The sequence below is a fragment of the Acidovorax sp. GW821-FHT09B03 genome (assembly GCF_059418305.1).
Genome location: NZ_JBWKPP010000004.1, coordinates 279677 through 301168, shown reverse-complemented (window position 1 = coordinate 301168; position 21492 = coordinate 279677). Strand labels below are relative to the sequence as shown.

Sequence of the window (21492 nt, the reverse complement as noted above, 5' to 3'; positions counted from 1 at the left end):
TGGGGGCCGTATTTTTTTGCGCAACCCACGCCCCTTCCTGGCCGGAGCCTTCCCCATGTTTCTCAATCAGCTGTCCATCGGCAAGCGCCTGACCCTGGTGCTCGGTGTGATCCTTGCCCTGTTCCTGCTCAGTTCCATCGTGGCCGTGGTCCGCCTGGGCCAGCTCGGTACCGAGATCGACACCATGGTCAACGACAACATCAAGGTCGAGCGTGCCGGTGCCGACTGGCTGCGCCACACCACTTCGGGTGTGCAGCGGGCCGCCGCCATCGCCAAGAGCAGCGACGCCTCGCTGATCCCCTACTTCGCGCCCGCCACGGCCACCTCCATCAGCGAAACCAACGAACTGCAGAAGTTCATTGAATCGAAGATGGACACGTCCGCTGAAAAGGAACTGTTCACCAAGGTCGGTGAACTGCGCAAGGCCTACCTGGCCGCCCGCGAAGAGGTGAGCAAGTTCAAGCAGGCCGGCGATGCCGAGAACGCCAGCAAGGTGTTCAGCGAGCGCTTCGAGCCCACCTCGCGTGACTACCTGGCCGGGGTGCAGCAACTGGTCAGTGCCCAGCGCTCCGATCTGGATGCCGCCGGCAAGCGCGCCGAGGAACTGCGTTCCCAGACCACCGTGCTGCTGTACGTGTGCACGGCCATCTCCCTGGTGCTCGGGGCCCTGCTGGCCTGGCTGCTGGCCACCAGCATCACGCGCCCGCTGCGCAAGGCGGAAGCGATCGCCGAGTCCATCGCCAACATGGACCTGACCGGTGCCCCCCAGGCCAGCTACGCCAATGACGAGACCGGCCACCTGCTGCGCTCGCTCGATGTCATGCGCAGCGCGCTGCACGGCTCGCTGCAGCAGGTGCGCGGCGTGGTGGACAGCATCTCCACCGCCAGCGCGCAGATCGCCATCGGCAACCAGGACCTGAGCGCGCGCACCGAACAGACGGCCGCCAACCTGGAGGAGACGGCAAGCTCCATGGAAGAGCTCACCAGCACCGTGCGCCAGAGCGCCGACTCGGCCGTGCAGGCCAACCAGATGGCCGCGTCGGCCGCCCAGGTGGCGCAGCGCGGCGGCGAGGTCGTGGCCCAGGTGGTGAGCACCATGGACGCGATCAACGCCAGCAGCAAGAAGATCAGCGACATCATTGGCACCATCGACGGCATCGCCTTTCAGACCAACATCCTGGCGCTCAACGCCGCCGTGGAGGCGGCGCGTGCCGGCGAGCAGGGCCGGGGCTTTGCCGTGGTGGCCAGCGAAGTGCGCAGCCTGGCGCAGCGCAGCGCCGAGGCCGCCAAGGAGATCAAGACCCTGATCGGCCAGTCGGTCGAGAAGGTGGAATCGGGCGCTGCGCTGGTGCAGAACGCCGGCAGCACCATGGACGAGATCGTGGGGTCCGTGCGCCGCGTGACCGACATCATCGGCGAGATCAGCGCCGCAGCATCGGAGCAGAGCCAGGGCATCAGCCAGGTGAACGTGGCCGTCAGCCAGCTCGACCAGATGACGCAGCAGAACGCTGCGCTGGTGGAGGAATCCACCGCGGCCGCCGAGAGCCTCAAGGACCAGGCCGCGCGCCTGTCGGACGTGGTCGGCGCCTTCCGGCTGGGCGCACCCTCGGGCGCATTGCGCCTGCATTGAGCGCCAAAAACGCGCAACTGGTTACAATACCCACCCGCAAAGGCTGCTGTCCCGGCAGCCTTTTGCTTTTTCTGCCATCGGGACCATGTAGAGGACTACCATGTATAAAAACCTCGCCACCGCACTGCGTGCGGTCTGTGTGAGTGCGCTGTTCGGCGCCGTTTCCATCTCCCCCGCCTTTTCCCAGTCCAGCAAGACGGCGCCCGCAGCGCCCGTCAAGGCCGGCTTCGTCTATGTCTCGCCCATCACCGAGGCCGGCTGGACCAGGCAGCACGACGAGGGCCGCAAGGCCGTGGAGGCGGCGCTGGGCAGGGACGTCAAGACCACCTTCGTCGCGGACGTGGCCGAGGGGGCCGACGCCGAGCGCGTGATCCGCGACCTGGCCGCCACCGGCCACCAGATCATCTTCACACCGAGCTTCGGCTACATGGAGCCCACGCTCAAGGTCGCGCAGGACTACCCGAACGTGAAGTTCGAGTCCATCACCGGCTACAAGACGGCCGCCAACGTGGCCGCCGCCAACGCGCGCTATTACGAGGGCCGCTACCTGGCCGGCATCGCCGCCGGCCGCATGAGCAAGACCGGCGTGGCCGGCTATGTGGCGGGCTTTCCCATTCCCGAGGTGCTGCAGGGCATCAACGCCTTCACCCTGGGCATGCGCTCGGTCAACCCCAAGGCCACCGTCAAGGTGGTCTGGCTCAACGCCTGGTTCGATCCGCCCAGGGAGCGCGATGCCGCCATGGTGCTGTTCAACCAGGACGTGGACGTGATCGCCTTCCACACCGGCTCCACCGCCGTGATGGCCGCCGCCCAGGAGCGCGGCAAGATGGCCGTGGCCTACCACTCCGACATGCGCGGCACGGGGCCCGATGCGCAGATCGTCGCCGTCACCCACCAGTGGGGCCGCTACTACACCGAGCGCGTGCGCGCCGTGCAGGCCGGCACCTGGAAGAGCGCCACCGTCTGGGGCGGCGTGCGCGAGGGCCTGATCCGCGTGGGCGACTTCGGCCCCAAGGTGCCGCAGGCCGTGCAGCAGGAAGTGCTGGCCGCGCAAAAGGCCGTGGGCGCAGGCACGCTGCACCCCTTCCGCGCAGGCAAGGCCGCCGTGCGCGATAACGAAGGCCGCGAGGTCATCGCCGCAGGGCAGGTGCTCAGCGACGAGCAGATCCTCAAGATGAACTGGCTCGCCGAAGGCGTGCAGGGCAAGCTCAGCCACTGAACCTCGCATACCCATTATGGGCGGCTGCATATGCAGCGGCACGCCTGTGCCGCTAAGCTAGTCCCCATGCGTGTCTACCGTTCTGCCCTTTTGCGTTTCGCCGACGATGGCTCGGCCCTGTACGACGAGGATGGCCTGCTGGCCATCGCCCCCGATGGCGCGGGCCGCCAGCGCGTGGTGGCCGCGGGCGCGTGGAGTACCCTGGCGCCCACCTACGGGCAGGGCGCGGTCGAGCACCTGCCCGGCCGCCTCATCGCGCCGGGCTTCGTCGACATGCACATCCACTTCCCCCAGACGGATGTGATCGGCGCGCCTGCCGCGGGCCTGCTGCCCTGGCTGGAGAACTACACCTTCCCGCACGAGTCGCGCTTCGTCGACCCGGCCTACGGCGCCCAGGTGGCCGGCTTTTTTGTGGACGAGTTGCTGCGCAACGGCGTGACCACGGCGCTGACATTTGCCACCTCGCACCCTGCGAGTGTGGACGCACTGTTCACCGAAGCGCAGAACCGCCAACTGCGCCTGATCACCGGCAAGGTGCTTCAGGACCGCCATTCGCCCGACGGCGTGCGCGACCTCACCGAGCAAAGCCTCATCGACACCGAGGCGCTGATCCGGCGCTGGCACGGCGTGGACCGCCTGGGTTACGCCATCACGCCGCGCTTCGCGCCCACCAGCACGCACGAGCAATTGCAGGGCGCAGGCGAACTGGCCGCGCGCCACCCCGACGTGTGGATCCAGTCGCACGTGGCCGAGAACCTCGACGAAGTGCGCTGGGCGCGCGAGCTGTTCCCGGCCTCGCGCAGCTACCTGGGCGTGTATGGCGACTACGGCCTGATGCGCGAGCGCGCGGTGTACGCCCACTGCATCCATTTCGACGACGACGACCGCGCGCTGATGCGCGACACCGGCACCGTGGCCGCCGTCAGCCCCACCAGCAACCTGTTCCTGGGCAGCGGCTTCTTCGACTATGCGGGCGCCGACCGCGTGGGCTTCGGCTATGGCCTGGCCAGCGACGTGGGGGGTGGCACCAGCTTCAGCCCGTTTCGCACCATGCTGGCCGCCTACTACGTGGGGCGCGAAGGGCAGACCAAGCAGGGCCTGAGCCTCTCGCCCCAGCAGCTGTGGTGGCAGCACACGGCAGGCGCCGCCAAGGCCCTGGGCCTGGGCGGCGTGGTCGGCAACCTGCAGCCCGGCTGCGAGGGCGACTTCGTCGTGATCAACCCCGCCGCCACCCCGCTGCTGGCGCGCAAGACGGCCCAGGCCGGCAACCTGGACGAACTGCTGTTCGCGATGATCGTGCTGGGCGACGACCGCCTGGTCGAGCGCACGGTGATCAGCCAGTCAGTCCTGGATTTGCAGGCTGCAGGCACCTGACGGGCGGCCTGGCATCCGGGACCATGCTGCGTACCGTGTCCTGCGCCGCTCCCTGGCTGGCCCTCGCGGCGGGCCTGCTGGCAGGCGAGCCCGTCCGGGCCCAATTGGCGAGCGACAGCACCGCCGCACAGCGGGTGCAGGAAGCCTGCCGCTCCGAGGTCTCGAAGTTCGAGGAGGCCATCGGTTTCATTCGCCGCTCGCAGGGCAACCAGGCGGCCGCGGACCTCAAGGAGAAGCTGCTGCCCGCCCAGCTGGAGCGCGACATCCTGTTCAAGGAAGGCTACTGCGGCCTGGCGCGCCACATCCGCGAGAAAAAGCTGAGGTGACACTTGCGCAGCGCCGCGCCGCGCCGGGCGGTGGGCGCGTGAAAAAGCCCGGCTCCAAGGGCTGGTGCGCGGGGCCGGTGGCAGCGTCCTGCCTAGAATACGGCGCAGGAGTTAACCAATGAGCATCAAAAGCGACAAATGGATCCGCCGCATGGCGGCCGACCACGGCATGATCGAACCCTTCGAGCCCGGCCAGGTGCGCGAGGCCGAGGGCCGCAAGATCATCAGCTACGGCACCAGCAGCTATGGCTACGACATCCGCTGTGCGCCGGAATTCAAGGTCTTCACCAACATCCACAGCACGGTGGTGGACCCGAAGAACTTCGACGAAAAAAGTTTCGTCGACTTCCATGGCGACAGCTGCATCATCCCGCCCAACAGCTTTGCGCTTGCACGCACGGTCGAGTATTTCCGCATTCCGCGCAACGTGCTCACCATCTGCCTGGGCAAGAGCACCTATGCGCGCTGCGGAATCATCGTCAACGTCACACCCTTCGAACCCGAATGGGAAGGCTATGTGACGCTGGAATTTTCCAACACCACGCCGCTGCCGGCGCGCATCTACGCGGGCGAGGGCTGCGCGCAGGTGCTGTTCTTCGAGAGCGATCCCGACGACGTCTGCGAAGTCTCGTACAAGGACCGTGGCGGCAAATACCAGGGCCAGGTCGGCGTGACCCTGCCCAAGGCCTGACCGCCCAGGGCGCATGCGCGCCGCCGGCGGTCCTGTCCTACAGGGCCAGGGCACTTCGGCTGAAGTGCAAGTGTTGGTAAGTTTCCTAGCATGGATGCATGCCTGCGGATGTTCGCAGGGTCCGTGTGAAGGAGTCCAACATGATCGACTTTGTTGACCCGTCCGCACCCCGCACGATGGCGGGTGCCGACCTGCCCCACCTGGCTGGCCCCAGCGCCGCCCGCCATGACCAGCATGGCGAGGCCGAGATCCATTACTGGCCGTGCGAAGTGCTGGATGCCTTCATCCTGCAGATGGCCAAGCGTGGCCACTGTGTGAACACGGCCATGATGCTCGGCCACCCGCCGTATGCGCAGGAACAGCTGGCGATCGCGCGCCAGCACCGTGACAGCGAACTGGACGGGCTCGCCGCCCGTCTGGGAGACTATTTCAGCACCGGTCCGGCTTCGGGCTCCACGCACACCCTGTTGCGCCCCTGGCCCTTGGCCTCGTAGAGCGCGGCATCGCTGCGGCGCATCATCTCGTGGGCGCTGTCCTGCCCCGGGCGCAGGCTGGCAATGCCCGCGCTCACCGTGATCCGCCCCACCAGAGGATCGTCCTGCGCCGCCATGCCGTCCACGATGGACTGGGCGATCGCGCGGGCGCCACCAAGGTCGGTGTCGGGCAGCACCACGGCAAACTCCTCGCCGCCGAGCCGCGCGATCACGTCCGACGCTCGCAGGCGCTGCTGCAGCGTCAGCGCCAGCCGGCGCAGCACCTCGTCTCCCGCTTCATGCCCGAAGCTGTCGTTCACGCGCTTGAAATGGTCCACGTCCACCGAGACCAGGCTCAGGGGCCGGCCGCTGCGGCGCGCCAGGGCCAGCGCAAACTCCATCCTGCTGTCGAACCCCCGGCGGTTGAGCAGGCCGGTCAGGGCATCGGTGCGGGCCTGCAGGTCCAGCGCGCGGTTGGCGGCCTCCAGCTCCAGGGTGCGCACCCGCACCTTGTCTTCCATGGCTTCATGGGCCGCCATGAGGCGCTGCGTCATGCCGCTCAGGGCCGATGACAACTGGTGCACCTCGCGGTTGTGGGTGACCAGCGGAATCGTGGCCCCCGGCTTTCCCGATTCCACGAGGCTGGCCGCATCGGCCAGGACATAGAGGTCTTCGCTCAGGCGGCGGACCGCGATCCAGGCCAGGCCGGAGGCCAGCACGGCCGCCAGCAGGCCGATCACCACGGCCATGTGCACGGCACGGTTGGCTTCCGCGAACGCGACCTCCACCGGCTCCCGCGCCACGATGTGCCAGCCTAGGTCGCTGGGGGCGTTGCGGGCTTCCATGCGCACGCTGGAGGTCAGGTAGTTCTTGCCGTCGGCCCAGGGCACCACGCTGGCGGGCCGGGTGCCCGACTCCCGGGTGGCCACGGTCAGTGGCACGGGCAGGCGCTGGCCGCCGGCTTCGAGCGGGCTGCGGTACTCCGGCGGCGAGAAAATGAGCTTGCCCGTGCGGTCGAACACGAACAGGTCCACCGAGGCGCCCTGGATGCCAACGGGGGCCAGGCTTTGCAGCACCTCGCGCGTCCACTCCCAGCTGCCGTGCATGCCCAGCACGCCGACTGTCGTCTGCCCTGTGCGGATGGGGGCGGCAAAGTCCACGAAGCGGTGGGGTTCCCCCGAGGTGTTGGGTGGCAGCAGGGTCTCCAGCAGCTTGGCCGGGTGCACGTCGCCCACATGCAGTTGCGCAAGCCCGGCGATGAACCAGGGCCGCTCGCGCACGCTTTCACCCTCCAGCAGCCCCTTGGTCGCGGCCCGCACCACCCCCTGGACATCGGCCACGCCGATCCACAGGCTGTGCGGATCGATGGCCTGGCTGCGTGCCAGCAACTGGCGCACCTCGACCGAGCCCAGGCCGTGCTCCCAGATGCCTGGAGCATCGGCCAGCACCTGCACCACACGGCTGCGTTCGTACAGGCCCTGGGCGAGCTGCCGGCTGGCGTTGTCGGCCACGGTGTGCAGCGCCCGGCTGGCGTCGCGCTGAATGCGCAGCTGGAGCAATTCGCCAAAACCCAGGGACAGCAGCACGGCCAGCCCGACAACGAGCACCGCGAACACCAGCGAAATCTGCGTGCGCAGGCTCTGGCCGTGAAACCGGGTGGGATGGGTCATGGTAGTGGGGTGGTCCCTGGCGGGGAATGTGCGCCCGCTCCCATGTTCCCGTCAATGCCCCGGGGGCGCGGTGTTGGCGGAGCGCAGCACCAGGCGGGCAGCCGCCAGGTCCCAGCCGGCCCAGCCGCAGCTCTTGAACAGCACGGGCCCGGTGCGGGACCGCGCAGCACCTGCCTGCCGCACCACGTCCCGCAGCGTGGGCAGGCGCGCGACATCGAGCCCGGCCTGCAGCAGGTCGCCGGCCTCGTGCCCGGCATCGGCCGTGTCCACCACCACCGTGCCCTGCTGTGCCATCCACTGGCACAGCCCGGGCGAGAGTTCGGCCATGGTGGGGGTGTAGGCACCGACCGCCGCCACGAAGGCATCGTGCCGGGGCCGGGCGCCCAGCACCACCGCCGTGCCCGGGGTGCATGCCGCCACCAGGGGGCAGTGGGCCAGGGCCGCGTCGGCGTCCTGCACGACCCGGGCCTTTGCGCCCAGGGCGCGGGCCGCCTGTGCCAGGGCTTCGGCACTGGCCGCGCTGCGCGAAGCGACCCAGACCTCGCGCACGCCGAGCACCTCCACGAAGGCCTGCACATGGGCCAGGCCCTGCACGCCGGCACCCACGACGAGCAACGGGCCCTGCGGCACCGGCGCCAGGCGCTGCGCTGCCAGCAGCGAGACGGCCGCCGTGCGCCGGGCCGTGACGGTGGGGCCGTCCAGCACCACGCGGCGCTCGCCGCTGGCCACGTCGAACACCACCACGTCGCCCTGGATGGTGGGCTGGCCGCGCGCCGCATTGCCCGGGGTCAGGGTGATCAGCTTGGCCATGGCCACCGTGCGGTCGCTGGCCGGCATCACGAACAGCGTGCTGCCGCCCGCGAGCGGCAGCACGCCGCGCGGCGGCACGGCGATGCCCTCGTCCTGCAGCAGGGCTGCGATCTCGTCGGCCAGCGCGGCCCAGGGCAGCAGGCCGGCCGTGGCCTCGGGGCCGAGCATGGGGGCGGGGGATGAAGGCGGTACGGAATGCATCGGCAGACTGTACACAGCCCGGGCGCGTGTCGGCACGGGCCGGCCCCCGGTTCAGTGGGTGGCGCCAGCCCCGAGCGCGATGTCCTGCTGCGCCAGCACAGCCGCCCACAGCGCGGCATGCAGGCCGCGCACCATGTCGCGCAGCGCCATGTGGGGCGTGCCCTGGCCGGGCAGCCAGGGCACGTGCACGAAGCCGCCGCGCATGCCTGCCGCTCCCTCGGTGGCCAGCAGGTGCAGGAGGCCGTAGAGCACGTGGTTGCAGACGAAGGTGCCGGCGGTCTGCGACACCTCGCAGGGCACACCGGTGCGCTGCACGGCGCGCAGCATGGCCTTGATGGGCAGGCTGGCAAAGTAGGCCGCCGGGCCGCCCGGTACGATGGCGCCGTCGATGGGCTGGGCGCCCCGGTTGTCGGGAATGCGGGCGTCGTCCACATTGATGCCGATGCGCTCGATCGACAGGGCCGCCCGGCCACCGGCCTGCCCCAGGCACACCGAAAGGGCAGGGCGCAGCTGCCGGTGCAGGGCAGCCAGGCGCTCCAGGGCCTGGCCGAACACGGTGGGCAGTTGCGCCGAAACCACCGTATGCCCACCGATGCACTGGCCCTGCAGCGCCTGGGCCAGCAGCCAGCTCGGGTTCACGGCATCGCCGCCGAACGGGTCGAAGCCCGTGAGCAGGATGACGGGGTTGCTGGCGTCCGAGGGCAGGTGGTGGGGATGGGGCAGCATGGGCAGGGCGGGTGGTGGGGCGGCGACAGCCTGCATGGTAGCGCGCTGGTTTCCTACCTGCATCCGGTGTTCGCGAGGGCGCGTCGCGCGTAACATGCGGTCCATGCCCCCATCCGGTGGGGGCGCTGGAGAATCGAAGATGAAATGGGAAGGCAATCGGGAATCCGACAACGTGGAGGACCGCCGGGACGAGGGCGGTGGTGGCGGCGGCGGCTCGCCCATCTTCGGCGGCCGCAGCATCGGCATCGGTACCATCGTGATCGCCCTGGTGGGCGGCTGGGTGCTGGGCATCAACCCGCTGACCATCCTGGGCCTGCTCAGCGGCGGCGGGCCGCCCGCGCAGGTACAGCAGCAACCGCAAGGGCCGGCACACCGCCCGCCGGCCGACGACACCATGGCGCGCTTCGTGTCCACCGTGCTGGCCGATACCGAGGACGTGTGGCAGGGCGTGTTCCGCCAGGGCGGCGGCACCTACCAGGAGCCGCGGCTGGTGCTGTTCCGCGGCTCCACCCCCACGGCCTGCGGTGCCGGCCAGGCGGCCATGGGCCCGTTCTACTGCCCGGCCGACCAGAAGGTCTACATCGACCTGGGCTTCTACGAAACCCTCAAGAACCGCCTGGGCGCGCCGGGCGACTTCGCCCAGGCCTACGTGATCGCGCACGAGGTGGGGCACCACGTGCAGAACCTGCTGGGCATCAGCGGCAAGATGGACCAGATGCGCGGCCGCGTGAGCAAGACCGAGTACAACGCCCTGTCCGTGCGCCTGGAGCTGCAGGCCGACTGCTTTGCCGGCGTGTGGGCGCACCATGCGCAGGCCGCCCGCAAGATCCTGGAGCAGGGCGATGTGGAGGAGGCCATGAATGCCGCTGCCAAGATCGGCGACGACGCCCTGCAGCGGGCCGGTGGCGGCCGGGTGGTGCCCGAGAGCTTCACCCATGGCAGCAGCGCCCAGCGCCAGCGCTGGTTCAACAACGGCCTGCAGAACGGCAGCGTCAAGGGCTGTGACACCTTTTCCGCGCGCAACCTGTGATGGGCCCTGAGCCGTCCTCCGCTGCGGTTCGCGAGGGGACGGCCGGCGCCGGGCCCGCCGTGTCGCCGCCCTCTGGCGCGGCGGCGGCCTGGTCGGCCGCTGCGGTCACGGTCCCGCATGCCGTGGGCCTGGGGCTGCTGGCCTTCGCGCCGCTGGCCGGCGGTTATTCGCTGGCGGCCCTGGCCCTGTGGTCGGCCGCCTTGCCCGGCCTGCTGCTGACCGTGCTGGCGCCGCGCCCGGGTGTCGTCTACGCGCCGACCACCGTGGTAGCCCTGCTGTTCGCCGCCGTGGTGGCCACGGCCCACGGCGCGGCGGGCACCCTGGGCCTCACGGCGCGCCAGGTGCTGGCCGTGAGCGGTGCCACCGTGGCGCTGGCTTTCGGCTTCCAGTGGCTGCTGGGGGTGCTGCGGCTGGCCTCGGTGGCGCGTTTTCTGCCGATTTCGGTGACCCATGGCTTTGCTGCGGGCGTGGGCCTGTCCATGGTCGTGGGCCAGCTGCGCAATGGCCTGGGCGCCGGCACCGGCTGGGGCTGGGACCTGCGCACGGCATGGCATGCTGCGGCGGCCCTGGCGGTAGTGGGCCTGGCGGTGCTGCTGCGCCGGCGCTGGCCCCGCATGCCGGGCCTGCTCACGGCCGTGGTGCTGGTGGCGCTGGCGGTGGCCGTGGCCGGCCTGTGGGGTGTGGGCATGGGCGCCGTGTTCGCACCGGCCGTCACGCCAAGCGCCTTCGCCGGGCCGCTGTGGCCCGACTGGACGGGCATTCCCTGGCTGGAGCTGGCGCACCGGCACGGCTCGGCGCTGGTGGTGCTGGCCCTGCTGATGGCGCTGGTCAACAGCCTGGAGATCCTGGTCTTCAACCAGGAGCTGGAGCTCGACCATGGCCTGCGTGGCAACCCCAACCTGGCCCTGCGGCGCGAGAGCGTGCTGGGCGTGCTCTGCGGCCTGGCGGGCATGATCCCGGCGTCCACCAGCGCCTCGCGTTCGCGCATCGTGCTCGCGCAGGCCGGTGCCTCGGCCAGCGCACCGCGCTGGCATGCGGGCATCATGCTGGCAGTGGCGCTCACGGGCGCCTGGTGGCTGCACTGGGTGCCCATGGCCTGCCTGGCCGGCGGGCTGGTGCTGGCAGGGTTGATGCAGGTGCCCGGCCTGTTGTGGTCGCCAGGGTATGCGCGCCGCTCCAGCGTGACCTGGGCGCAAAGCTGGCTGGTGGCGCTGGTGTTCGCCGTCATGGGCGGCGTGGGGGCGCTGGTGGCCGGGCTGGTGGTGGCCACCTTCGTGCTGCTGCGCGATTCGGCCTCCAAGGTGTTGCGCCATGTGCGGCTGGACGGGCAGATGCGGTCGCGCCGCCTGCGCCGTGCGGGCTCCGACACCTGGCTGGCGCCGCGCATGAACCAGGTCGCGGTGTTCGAGCTGCAGGGCGTGATGTCCTTTGGCGTGGCCGCGCACCTGGCCGAGCAGGTGCGGCTGATGCTGCAGCCCCGCCACCGCTGGGTGGTGCTGGACGCCAGCCGCGTGCCGGCCTGGGACAGCACCGCCCTGGCGCAGCTGCGGGCCCTGGTGCGCGACCTGGGCCTGCAGGGCGTGGCCTGCGCCGTGGCCGCGCTCGACCGGGTGGCGGCCGAGCAGGTGGGCTCCGGCGTGCGCAGCTTCGCCGATGGCGACCGGGCCCTGGAATGGGCCGAGGCGGCGATCCTTGCCGAACGGCCCGAGCATGAACGGCCTGTCTATCCCGAGCAGGACAGGCTCGGCGAAATTGGCGAAGGCATCGCCACGGAGGCCCGGCTGGCGCTGGAGGCCCTGCTGGAAGCGCTGCCCATGGCGGCCCATGGTGTGGTGTTCAACGCCGGCGATACCGACCGCGACCTGCTGGTCGTGCAGTCGGGCCACATCACGCTGGTGACCCAGTGGCCGCCCGAGCGGGGCCTGCGCCTGGCCACCGTGGGGCCGGGCATGGCGTTCGGGGAGATGGCCTTCCTCAATGGCGCGGCCCGCACCGCCAGCGCCGGGGCGGAACTCGGCCCCGCGCAGCTGGTGCGGTTGTCGCGGGCGCACTTCGATGCCTGGGCGCACCGCTACCCCGAAGCCGCGCTGACCGTGATGAACAACATTGCCCAGATCGGTGCGCGCCGCCTCGCGGTCACCACGCGCCAGCTGCGCGCGGTGCTGGAGTAGGGCCTGCCGAGAGGCCTCGGCCCCCGGAAATTACCATCTGTGACTTGATGGTTATTGGTTTGGTGCTATCGAAATAAAAGCACCAAACCCAGTCTTGTGGCGGCATGCCTCGGTGAATTCACCCTTGCTTACCACCCCCATGGTGTGTTTGGGCCACCGGTGCGACAATAGAAGGCTAAATGACAAGTTCTTTTTCCAATCTTTCGCTGGCCGAGCCGCTGGCGCGTGCCGTGGCCGAAATGGGCTACGAGTCCATGACGCCCATCCAGGCCCAGGCCATTCCGGTGGTGCTCACCGGCCAGGATGTGATGGGTGCCGCCCAGACCGGTACCGGCAAGACGGCGGCGTTCTCGCTGCCGCTGCTGCAGCGCCTGCTCAAGCACGAGAGCAGTTCCACATCGCCCGCCCGCCACCCCGTGCGTGCGCTGGTGCTGCTGCCCACGCGCGAACTGGCCGACCAGGTGGCCCAGCAGATCGCGCTGTACGCCAAGTACACCAAGCTGCGCAGCACCGTGGTCTTCGGCGGCATGGACATGAAGCCCCAGACCATCGAGCTCAAGAAGGGCGTCGAGGTGCTGGTGGCCACGCCGGGCCGCCTGCTGGACCACATCGAGGCCAAGAACGCGGTGCTCAACCAGGTCGAGTACGTGGTGCTCGACGAGGCCGACCGCATGCTGGACATCGGCTTTCTGCCCGACCTGCAGCGCATCCTGTCCTACCTGCCCAAGCAGCGCACCACGCTGCTGTTCTCGGCCACGTTCTCGCCCGAGATCAAGCGCCTGGCCGGCAGCTACCTGCAGAACCCCATCACCATCGAGGTGGCTCGCCCGAACGAGACGGCCTCCACGGTGGAACAGCGCTTCTACAGTGCCAACGACGACGACAAGCGCCGTGCCATCCACCAGGTGCTCAAGACCCGGGGGCTCAAGCAGGCCTTCATCTTCGTGAACAGCAAGCTCGGTTGCGCCCGCCTGGCGCGCAGCCTGGAGCGCGAAGGCCTCAAGACGGCGGCCCTGCACGGTGACAAGAGCCAGGACGAGCGCCTGAAGGCCCTGGAAGCCTTCAAGAAGGGTGAAGTCGACCTGCTGGTGTGCACCGACGTGGCCGCGCGTGGACTCGACATCAAGGACGTGCCCGCGGTGTTCAACTTCGACGTGCCGTTCAACGCCGAAGACTACGTGCACCGCATCGGCCGTACCGGCCGTGCCGGCGCCTCGGGCCTGGCGGTCACTCTGGTGTCGGGCAGCGATGCCCGCCTGGTGGCCGACATCGAGAAGCTCATCAAGAAGAAGATCGAGCTCGAAGCCATCGAGTACGACGAAGACCAGCCGCGTGGCCGCATCAACGATGGCCGCCGTGCCTGGCGCGAAGCGGGCGAAACCGGCGATGGCCGTGACGCCATTGCCTCCGGCCCGCGCCGCGAGCGCGAACGCGAGCACCGCCCTGGCCGTGAAACCCGCGAACCGCGCGAGCAGCACCGGGGCTTCCGCCCTGCAGTGGCATCGCGCGACCCGTTCTTCGAAAAGCCCTACGAATCCAGCGCGGCTGCCGACGCAGCCCCCGCCTGGGAATCGGCCCGATCGGCCCCGCGCAGCAGCGTGTCCGCCAACATCAAGCCCAAGCGCAAGGTCGCGGCGCTGTTCAAGGCCGCAACCGCCGTCGTCGCCACCACGGACTGACGCACGCGTCGGTGGGCGAGGCTCCAAGGGCTGCTGCGGCAGCCCTTGCCACGTCTGGCGCTCCCTTGGCGCTCCCGCAGCGCTGCAGGGCCGTCGACGGCCGCGGCTCAGCCCGGTGCCTGCGACTGCTCGCAGTGCACCTGCAGCAGCTCGCGGTCGGCCAAGGTGGTGCCAAAGCGCATGGCGCTCAGGCAGCCGCCCCAGACGCAGCCCGTGTCCAGCGCCAGGGTGTCGCTGCGGTCCAGCAATCCCAGCGTGGACCAGTGGCCGAAGGCCACCAGGCTGCCTGCCGCCCGCCGGCCCGGCACGTCGAACCAGGGCATCAGGCCCTCGGGGGGCGTGTCCGCGCTTTCGGTGCTCTCGAAGTCCATCACCCCGCCCGCCGAGCAAAAGCGCAGCCGTGTCATCGCATTCACGATGGTGCGCAGCCGGTCCATGCCGGTGAGCGCCGGGTCCCAGCGGTCCGGGCCGTTGCCGTACATCTGGTGCAGGAAGTCCGGCAGCCCCGGGCCGCGCAGCACGTCCTGCACTTCGCCCGCCAGCGCCAGGGCCTCGTCCACCGTCCATGCGGGCAGCAGGCCGGCATGCACCATGGCCAGGCGCTCTCCCGCGTGGACGTGGGTGCGCATCAGGGGCTGCTGGCGCAGCCAGCCGAGCATGGCATGGCGGTCCTGCGCCTCGAGCACCTGGCCCAGAGTGTCCTTGCGCGAGGGCTTGCGTGCCCCATGCGCCGTCGCCAGCAGGTGCAGGTCGTGGTTGCCCAGCAGCGGGCGCAGCGCATCGCCGTGCCGCATGCAGCGGCGCAGGGCCGCCGCTGATTCGGGCCCCCGGTTCACCAGGTCGCCCAGCAGGTAGATCGTGTCGCGGCTGGCGGAAAAACCGATCTCGTCCAACAGGCGTCCGAGCGCGCTGTCGCAACCCTGGATATCGCCTATGCAGTAAAGTGCCATCGTGTTCCCATTTGTAGAACCATGGATTTTCTGCTGATTGCGCTGCTCACGCTGCTCAATGGCGTCTTTGCCATGTCCGAGCTGGCACTGGCGTCGAGCCGCAAGTCGCGCCTGGCGGCCCTGGCGGCCGAGGGGGACAAGGGCGCGCAGGCCGCGCTCGAACTGCTGGACAACCCGACCCGGTTCCTGTCCTCGGTGCAGGTGGGCATCACCTCCATCGGCATGCTCAACGGCATCATCGGCGAGGCCGCGTTCAGCGATGACCTGGCGCGCTGGCTGCAGGCGCTCGGTGCGCCCGAGCGTGCCGCTGGCATCGCCGCGACTGCGCTGGTGGTCACGGTCATCACCTTCATCACCATCGTCTTCGGTGAACTGGTGCCCAAGCGCATCGGCCAGCTCTACCCCGAGACCGTGGCCCGCTTCGTCGCGCGGCCCATGGCCGGCGTGGCGACGGTGGCCAAGCCCTTCGTGCGCCTGCTGTCGCTGTCCACCCAGGGTGTGCTGAGCCTGCTGCGCATCGACAACAATGCCGGCCGCGCCGTGACGGAAGAGGAGATCGTGGCCAGCCTGGAGGAGGGCCGCGATGCCGGGGTGATCGAGCACCACGAGCACCAGATGGTGCGCAACGTGTTCCGCCTCGATGACCGGCCGCTGACCTCGCTGATGGTGCCCCGCACCGATGTGCAGTGGCTGGAAGCACGGCTGAGCGTGGCCGAAGCCCTGCAGATGGCGGGCACCGGCGGCGGCCATGGCGCCCACTCCTGGTATCCGGTGAGCCGGGGCTCGCTCGACGAGGTGGTGGGCCTGATCAGCGTGGCGCGCCTGCTGGAACTGGGCGTGCAGGCCCCAGGCTCCATCGAGCAGTACGCGCTGCCGGCAGCCTTCCTGCCCGAAACCCTGAGCGGCATGGAACTGCTCGAACAGTTCCGCGCGCGCTCCGGCCGCATGGTCTTCGTGGTCGATGAATATGGCGTGGTGCAGGGCATCATGACGCCGCGCGATCTGCTGGAGGCGATCACCGGGGAGCTTCAGCCGGGCGCCGCCACCGACGCCTGGGCCACGCAGCGCGAGGACGGCGCCTGGCTGCTCGATGGCCTGATGCCGGTCAGCGAACTCAAGGCGCGCCTGGATATTCGCGAGTTACCCGGCGAGGAGCGGGGCCGTTACAACACACTGGCGGGATTGCTCATGGCCGAATCAGGCCATTTGCCTGCCGTGGCCGAGCGCATTGCCTGTGCCGGGTGGATATTCGAGGTGCTTGGCCTGGAAGGCAAGAGAATCGACAGGGTATTGGCACAAATGGAACAGCCTGACCCATCCGGGTGATTACCTGGACAACTGGATATATTTTCGCCCGTGCGGTTGTTTCAACGGCTTGTCGCGATTTTTTTGGCCAACCCGGCAAAATTTGCCCATTATTCCTATAATGGGGCCTCCTTTGTCCACCCAGCAACCCAACATACCATGACAACCAGCTACAAAGAACTCCTCAAGCAACGCGATGCCCTGGAACAGCAAATCGGTGAAGCGCGCAAGCGCGAGCTGTCCGATGCCGTGTCGCAGGTGCGTGCTCTGGTGGCGGAGTTTGGCCTGACCGCGCAGGACGTGTTTCCCAGCGGCCGGGCACGCAGTGCCAGTGCGGGTACCAAGGTAGCGCCCAAGTACCGTGACCCAGCCACGGGCCAGACCTGGACAGGCCGTGGCAAGGCACCGAAGTGGATTCAAAACGAAAACCGCGAGAAATTCGCCATTTGATGGGTTGAATCATCGATTGCGGGACGGCCCTTTGCCGGGCCGCATAAAAAAAGAGCCCGCAGTCGCGGGCTTTTTGCATGGCGTGCACCCTGTGGGTGCGGGTCGGATGCTGCTGCGACGGCCGCAGCGGCAGCACTGCTCACTGGGGAGCCGCGGCTATTTCGCGCAATACCTGGGCCGTGAATTCATCGGCGGGAAAGAATGACTCCACCGCCAGCTCCTGCAAGGTCACGTCCACCGGCGTTCCAAATATGGTGGTGGTGCTGATAAACGAAAGCGTTCCCCGCGCACTTTGAAAGCAGAAGGGCATTACCACACCCAGCATTTCACCGTCGAGCACCAGGGAACTCGATTCATCCGGCGCCGGGTATTCGAGCAGTTCGGCCTGCAGGGCGATCAGCACCGGGTCGGCCGTGGCCTGTATCTGCTGGCGCAGGCGCTCGAACAGATGGGCCCGCCACTGCGCAAGATTGGCGATGTGCGGGGCCAGGCCCTTGGGGTGCAGGCTCAGGCGGAACACGTTCACCGGCCCTTCCAGCAGTTCGGGGCTCACATGGTTGGCCAGCAGCGCCTGGGCGGCGCGGTTGGTGGCCACCACGTTCCAGCAGCGGTCCAGCGCCAGCGCCGGGCAGGGCTCGTGCCCCTTGAGAACCAGCTCCACAGCCTGGCGTGCGGCGGCCAGGGCCGGGTCGTCCAGCGCGCGCTCGCGGTACATGGGCGCATAGCCGGCCGCCACCAGCAGCGCATTGCGCTCGCGCAGCGGGATCGCCAGGCGCTCGCACAGGCGCAGCACCATCTCGCGGCTGGGGTTGGTGCGTCCCGTCTCCATGAAGCTCACATGGCGGGTGGAGATGTCCGCCTCGTCGGCCAGCTCCAGCTGGCTCAGGTGGCGCTGCTGACGCCAGGTGCGCAGGTGGTCCCCGAACGAAGCGGGGCCCGGCGTGCTGCCGCGGTGGCCGGCGGCCGCAGGCCGGTGGGGCAGGGAGGGGCGTGGGGCGTGGTGTGGGCTGGTCATGCCCTGCATCCTAGAGGCATATCGCACGCGGGCCATTACCTCGCAGGTCATCGACGCCGTGAGCGGTCGCGGCAACCATGGAGGCTCTTGCACTTCAACACAACCCAAGGAGTCCATCATGTCCTATCTGTCCTCTCCCTCGTTCCTGCGTGCCGTGGTGTGGTTCGATGCTGCCACGGGGGTACTGCTCGCCGCCCTGCACCTGGCGCTCACCGAGCCCCTGTCGCAGTGGCTCGGCCTGCCGGCGGGCCTGGTCTCGGCCAGCGGGCTGGCGCTCATCGGCTTTGCGCTGCTGGCGGCCGTGATTGCGGGCCAGCTCCACACGCCGCGGGGCCTGCTCGGGCTGCTGGTGGCGGGCAATGCCGCCTGGGCCCTGGCCAGCCTGGGCCTGTTGCTGTCCTCGGCCGTGGCCCCCACGGGCTGGGGCCAGGCCTACCTGGTCGTGCATGTGGTGTCGGTGGGCCTGCTGGCCGAACTGCAGTGGTTCGGCATGCGCCGCCTGCCGTCGATGGCCGCTGCTGCCTGAAGGCCTGCACGCACGCGCATCGGCCACAGGACCTGTGCCTGCATGGGGCGTGAGAGGGGGGCCTTGGCCCCCCTTTCGGCGTGTAGGCGCCCACCGCTTTCATGCACATGCATACCCCCACCGTTTCATCCGCCACGCGGGACTGACAGAATAGGCCTTGTCGCATCACAGGAGTCAGCCATGGCCACATCGACCAAGTCGTCGCCCCAGCCCGCCCGTCACGCTTTTGCCAGCACGCTCAAGAACTTCAAGACCGCGTCCGGCAAGACCGGACAGTTCTATTCGCTCCCTGCGCTCGCCAAGGAGTTTCCCTCGATCAACCGCCTGCCGGTATCCATCCGCATCGTGCTCGAATCGGTGCTGCGCAACTGCGATGGGCGCAAGGTCACGGCCGAGCATGTGCGCCAGCTGGCGCACTGGGGTCCCACGGCCGAGCGCAAGGACGAGATCCCCTTCGTGGTCTCGCGCGTGGTGCTGCAGGACTTCACCGGCGTGCCGCTGCTGGCCGACCTGGCCGCCATGCGCAGCGTGGCCGCCAAGCTGGGCAAGAACCCCAAGAAGATCGAACCCCTGGTGCCCGTGGACCTGGTGGTGGACCACTCCATCATGGTCGACTACTACGGCAAGAAGAATTCGCTGGACCTCAACATGAAGCTCGAGTTCCAGCGCAACCGTGAGCGCTACGAGTTCATGAAATGGGGCATGCAGGCCTTCAGCACCTTCGGCGTGGTGCCGCCGGGCTTCGGCATCGTGCACCAGGTGAACCTGGAGTACCTGGCCCGTGGCGTGCACAAGACCAAGGCCGGCGTGCACTACCCCGACACCCTGGTCGGCACCGACAGCCACACCACCATGATCAACGGCATTGGCGTGGTCGGCTGGGGCGTGGGCGGCATCGAAGCCGAGGCCGCCATGCTGGGCCAGCCCGTGTACTTCCTCACGCCCGACGTGGTGGGCTTCGAGATGACGGGCCAGCTGCGCGAGGGCGTGACCGCCACCGACCTGGTGCTCACCGTGACCGAACTGCTGCGCCAGCACAAGGTGGTGGGCAAGTTCGTCGAATTTTTCGGCGAGGGCACGCGCACGCTGGCCCTGCCCGACCGGGCCACCATCGGCAACATGGCTCCCGAGTACGGTGCCACCATGGGCTTCTTCCCGGTGGACGAGAAGACCATCGACTACTTCCGGGGCACGGGCCGCACCAAGGCCGAGATCGAAGCCTTCGAGGCCTACTTCAAGGCCCAGGGCCTGTTCGGCGTGCCGCTGGCCGGCGAGATCGATTACTCGCAGGTCGTGCGGCTCGACCTGGGGTCGGTCACCCCCAGCCTGGCCGGCCCCAAGCGCCCGCAGGACCGCATCGAGCTGGGCAAGGTCAGCAGCCAGTTCGTCGACCTGTTCAGCAAGCCCAATGCCCAGAACGGCTTCAACCGCCCGGCCGAACTGCTGCACACCCGCCACCACATCCACCGCGGCCAGGAGGTGGTGCAGGAGGCCGCACCCAAGGACAAGCCCGCACCCGCGGGCGCCCCCCGCTCGGTGGCCGAGATGGAGGGCAACAAGCCCGCGCTGGCCACCGCCCATGCCGATGCGGCCGCGGCCATGCCCACCAAGGGGGCCGATCCCACGGTGGGCAATGGCGACGTGCTGATCGCCGCCATCACCAGCTGCACCAACACCTCCAACCCCAGCGTGCTGCTGGCCGCCGGCCTGCTGGCCAAGAAGGCGGTGGAAGCGGGCCTCAAGGTGCAGCCGCACATCAAGACCTCGCTGGCCCCGGGCTCGCGCATCGTCACCGACTACCTCACCGAGACCGGCCTCTTGTCCTACCTGGAGAAGCTGGGCTTTGCGCTGGCCGGCTACGGTTGCACCACTTGCATCGGCAATGCGGGCGACCTCACGCCCGAACTCAACGAGGCCATCACCGGCAACGACCTGATCTGCGCGGCCGTGCTCTCGGGCAACCGCAACTTCGAGGCGCGCATCCACCCCAACCTCAAGGCCAACTTCCTGGCCAGCCCACCGCTGGTCGTGGCCTATGCCATTGCCGGCACGGTGCTCAAGGACCTCATGACCGAGCCCGTGGGCAAGGGCAAGGGCGGCAGGGACATCTACCTGGGCGACATCTGGCCGACGAGCGACGAGGTGCACAAGCTCATGAAGTTCGCGATGAACGGCAAGGCCTTCCGCGAGAACTACGCCAAGGTCGCCACCGACCCCGGCAAGCTCTGGGAAAAGATCAAGGGCGTGAGCGGCAACGCCTACACCTGGCCCGCCAGCACCTACATCGCCGAGCCGCCGTTCTTCGGGCAGTTCACGCTCGAACAGGGCGCTGCGACGGCCTCTGCGGTGCATGGCGCACGCATCATGGCGCTGTTCGGCGACTCCATCACCACCGACCACATCTCGCCCGCAGGCTCCATCAAGGCCACCTCGCCCGCCGGCCAGTGGCTGCAGCTCAACGGCGTGCAGAAGGCCGATTTCAACAGCTACGGCGCGCGCCGCGGCAACCACGACGTGATGATGCGCGGCACCTTCGCCAACGTGCGCATCAAGAACCTCATGCTCCCGCCCACGGCCGATGGCTCGCGCGAAGAGGGCGGGGTGACGGTGTTCCAGAACGAGGGGCCCCTGCAGGGCGAGAAGATGTTCATCTTCGACGCCGCCATGCAGTACATGGCGCAAAAGACGCCCACGGTGATCTTTGCCGGCGAGGAGTACGGCACCGGATCGAGCCGCGACTGGGCCGCCAAGGGCACGCAGCTCTTGGGCATCAAGGCCGTGGTGGCGCGCAGCTTCGAGCGCATCCACCGCTCCAACCTGGTGGGCATGGGCGTGCTGCCGCTGCAGTTCAAGGGCACCGACTCGTGGGAGTCGCTGGGCCTGACCGGCAACGAAACCATCAACGTGCTGCCCGACCCGGCGCTCGCGCCCCAGAGCGATGCCACCCTGGTGATCCGCCGCACCGACGGTTCCAGCCAGGAGGTGGTGGTCACGCTGCGCATCGACACCCCCATCGAGGTGGACTACTACCAGGCGGGCGGCATCCTGCCCTTCGTGCTGCGTCAGCTGCTCGAAGGCTGAGCGGGTGCAGCGGGCGGACGCGGCCTGGAGCCCGCGCCCGCCCGCCAGGCCACCACCAGCCGGCTGGTGGCAGCGATTGTGGCGCACATGCTGCGCGCGTTTCGCCCGATGACCGCTGGCGCTTACAGCCCGATACACTGGTGAGGTGCAGCTGACGCCCTATCC

General features: G+C 69.0%; 18 protein-coding genes. 13 read left to right on the top strand and 5 right to left on the bottom strand.

What is annotated here, in order from left to right; genetic code table 11:
- Positions 1-55: 55 nt before the first annotated feature.
- From AC07PA_RS10515 to AC07PA_RS10490, 6 genes are all read left to right on the top strand, one after another.
- Positions 56-1630, top strand: a complete 1575-nt coding sequence (locus AC07PA_RS10515) for a methyl-accepting chemotaxis protein (protein WP_145695217.1) — start codon at positions 56-58, stop codon at positions 1628-1630.
- A 100-nt stretch (positions 1631-1730) separates the two neighbouring features.
- On the top strand, positions 1731-2849 hold the full coding sequence (locus AC07PA_RS10510) for a BMP family ABC transporter substrate-binding protein (protein WP_494605133.1): 1119 nt from the start codon (positions 1731-1733) through the stop codon (positions 2847-2849).
- Between the two features lie 66 nt (positions 2850-2915).
- Entirely contained in the window at positions 2916-4223 is a 1308-nt protein-coding gene (gene guaD / locus AC07PA_RS10505; protein WP_494605131.1) for a guanine deaminase, read from the top strand.
- Positions 4224-4246: 23 nt separating this feature from the next.
- A complete protein-coding gene (locus AC07PA_RS10500) occupies positions 4247-4549 on the top strand; it encodes a hypothetical protein (RefSeq protein WP_494605129.1) in 303 nt (100 codons plus the stop codon).
- A gap of 118 nt (positions 4550-4667) precedes the next feature.
- A complete protein-coding gene (gene dcd, locus AC07PA_RS10495) occupies positions 4668-5240 on the top strand; it encodes a dCTP deaminase (RefSeq protein WP_007847855.1) in 573 nt (190 codons plus the stop codon).
- A 140-nt stretch (positions 5241-5380) separates the two neighbouring features.
- The gene (locus tag AC07PA_RS10490; RefSeq protein WP_007847853.1) at positions 5381-5734 is read left to right on the top strand and encodes a hypothetical protein; all 354 of its coding nucleotides are present in this window, start codon (positions 5381-5383) and stop codon (positions 5732-5734) included.
- Here AC07PA_RS10490 and AC07PA_RS10485 read toward each other — a convergent pair.
- The 3 genes from AC07PA_RS10485 to pcp are packed head-to-tail and all read right to left on the bottom strand — an operon-like array spanning position 5665 to position 9120.
- Entirely contained in the window at positions 5665-7383 is a 1719-nt protein-coding gene (locus AC07PA_RS10485; protein ID WP_494605126.1) for a sensor domain-containing diguanylate cyclase, read from the bottom strand. The two genes, AC07PA_RS10490 and AC07PA_RS10485, sit on opposite strands and share 70 nt — an antisense overlap.
- 51 nt (positions 7384-7434) lie before the next feature.
- Positions 7435-8394, bottom strand: coding sequence for a delta(1)-pyrroline-2-carboxylate reductase family protein (locus AC07PA_RS10480; RefSeq protein ID WP_494655373.1), 960 nt, complete (start codon positions 8392-8394; stop codon positions 7435-7437).
- Positions 8395-8445: 51 nt separating this feature from the next.
- Positions 8446-9120 carry a pyroglutamyl-peptidase I gene (gene pcp, locus AC07PA_RS10475; RefSeq protein ID WP_052024295.1) on the bottom strand — a complete coding sequence of 225 codons (675 nt, stop codon included), beginning with the start codon at positions 9118-9120 and terminating at the stop codon, positions 8446-8448.
- 139 nt (positions 9121-9259) lie between these two features.
- On the opposite strand from pcp, the gene ypfJ reads away from it, so the two are divergent.
- From ypfJ to AC07PA_RS10460, 3 genes are all read left to right on the top strand, one after another.
- Positions 9260-10150, top strand: a complete 891-nt coding sequence (gene ypfJ, locus AC07PA_RS10470) for a KPN_02809 family neutral zinc metallopeptidase (RefSeq protein ID WP_007847847.1) — start codon at positions 9260-9262, stop codon at positions 10148-10150.
- Positions 10151-10209: 59 nt separating this feature from the next.
- Entirely contained in the window at positions 10210-12321 is a 2112-nt protein-coding gene (locus tag AC07PA_RS10465; protein WP_238541780.1) for a SulP family inorganic anion transporter, read from the top strand.
- Between the two features lie 179 nt (positions 12322-12500).
- The gene (locus AC07PA_RS10460; RefSeq protein WP_007847845.1) at positions 12501-14000 is read left to right on the top strand and encodes a DEAD/DEAH box helicase; all 1500 of its coding nucleotides are present in this window, start codon (positions 12501-12503) and stop codon (positions 13998-14000) included.
- Positions 14001-14107: 107 nt separating this feature from the next.
- On the opposite strand, the gene AC07PA_RS10455 is transcribed toward AC07PA_RS10460, so the two are convergent.
- Positions 14108-14950 (bottom strand): symmetrical bis(5'-nucleosyl)-tetraphosphatase, encoded by an 843-nt coding sequence (locus AC07PA_RS10455; RefSeq protein ID WP_494605121.1) that lies wholly within the window; start codon positions 14948-14950, stop codon positions 14108-14110.
- A 21-nt stretch (positions 14951-14971) separates the two neighbouring features.
- Here AC07PA_RS10455 and AC07PA_RS10450 point away from each other — a divergent pair, with 21 nt between their 5' ends.
- Complete coding sequence (locus AC07PA_RS10450; protein WP_494605120.1) at positions 14972-16276, top strand: hemolysin family protein; 1305 nt, start codon at positions 14972-14974, stop codon at positions 16274-16276.
- Positions 16277-16414: 138 nt separating this feature from the next.
- Positions 16415-16705, top strand: coding sequence for an H-NS histone family protein (locus tag AC07PA_RS10445; protein WP_007847842.1), 291 nt, complete (start codon positions 16415-16417; stop codon positions 16703-16705).
- A 139-nt stretch (positions 16706-16844) separates the two neighbouring features.
- Here AC07PA_RS10445 and AC07PA_RS10440 read toward each other — a convergent pair whose 3' ends face one another.
- Entirely contained in the window at positions 16845-17720 is an 876-nt protein-coding gene (locus AC07PA_RS10440; RefSeq protein WP_494605117.1) for a helix-turn-helix domain-containing protein, read from the bottom strand.
- A 118-nt stretch (positions 17721-17838) separates the two neighbouring features.
- Here AC07PA_RS10440 and AC07PA_RS10435 point away from each other — a divergent pair, with 118 nt between their 5' ends.
- Both AC07PA_RS10435 and AC07PA_RS10430 read left to right on the top strand, forming a co-directional pair.
- Positions 17839-18246 (top strand): hypothetical protein, encoded by a 408-nt coding sequence (locus AC07PA_RS10435; protein ID WP_494605115.1) that lies wholly within the window; start codon positions 17839-17841, stop codon positions 18244-18246.
- 180 nt (positions 18247-18426) lie between these two features.
- Positions 18427-21327 carry an aconitate hydratase gene (locus tag AC07PA_RS10430; protein ID WP_494605113.1) on the top strand — a complete coding sequence of 967 codons (2901 nt, stop codon included), beginning with the start codon at positions 18427-18429 and terminating at the stop codon, positions 21325-21327.
- Positions 21328-21492: the final 165 nt, after the last annotated feature.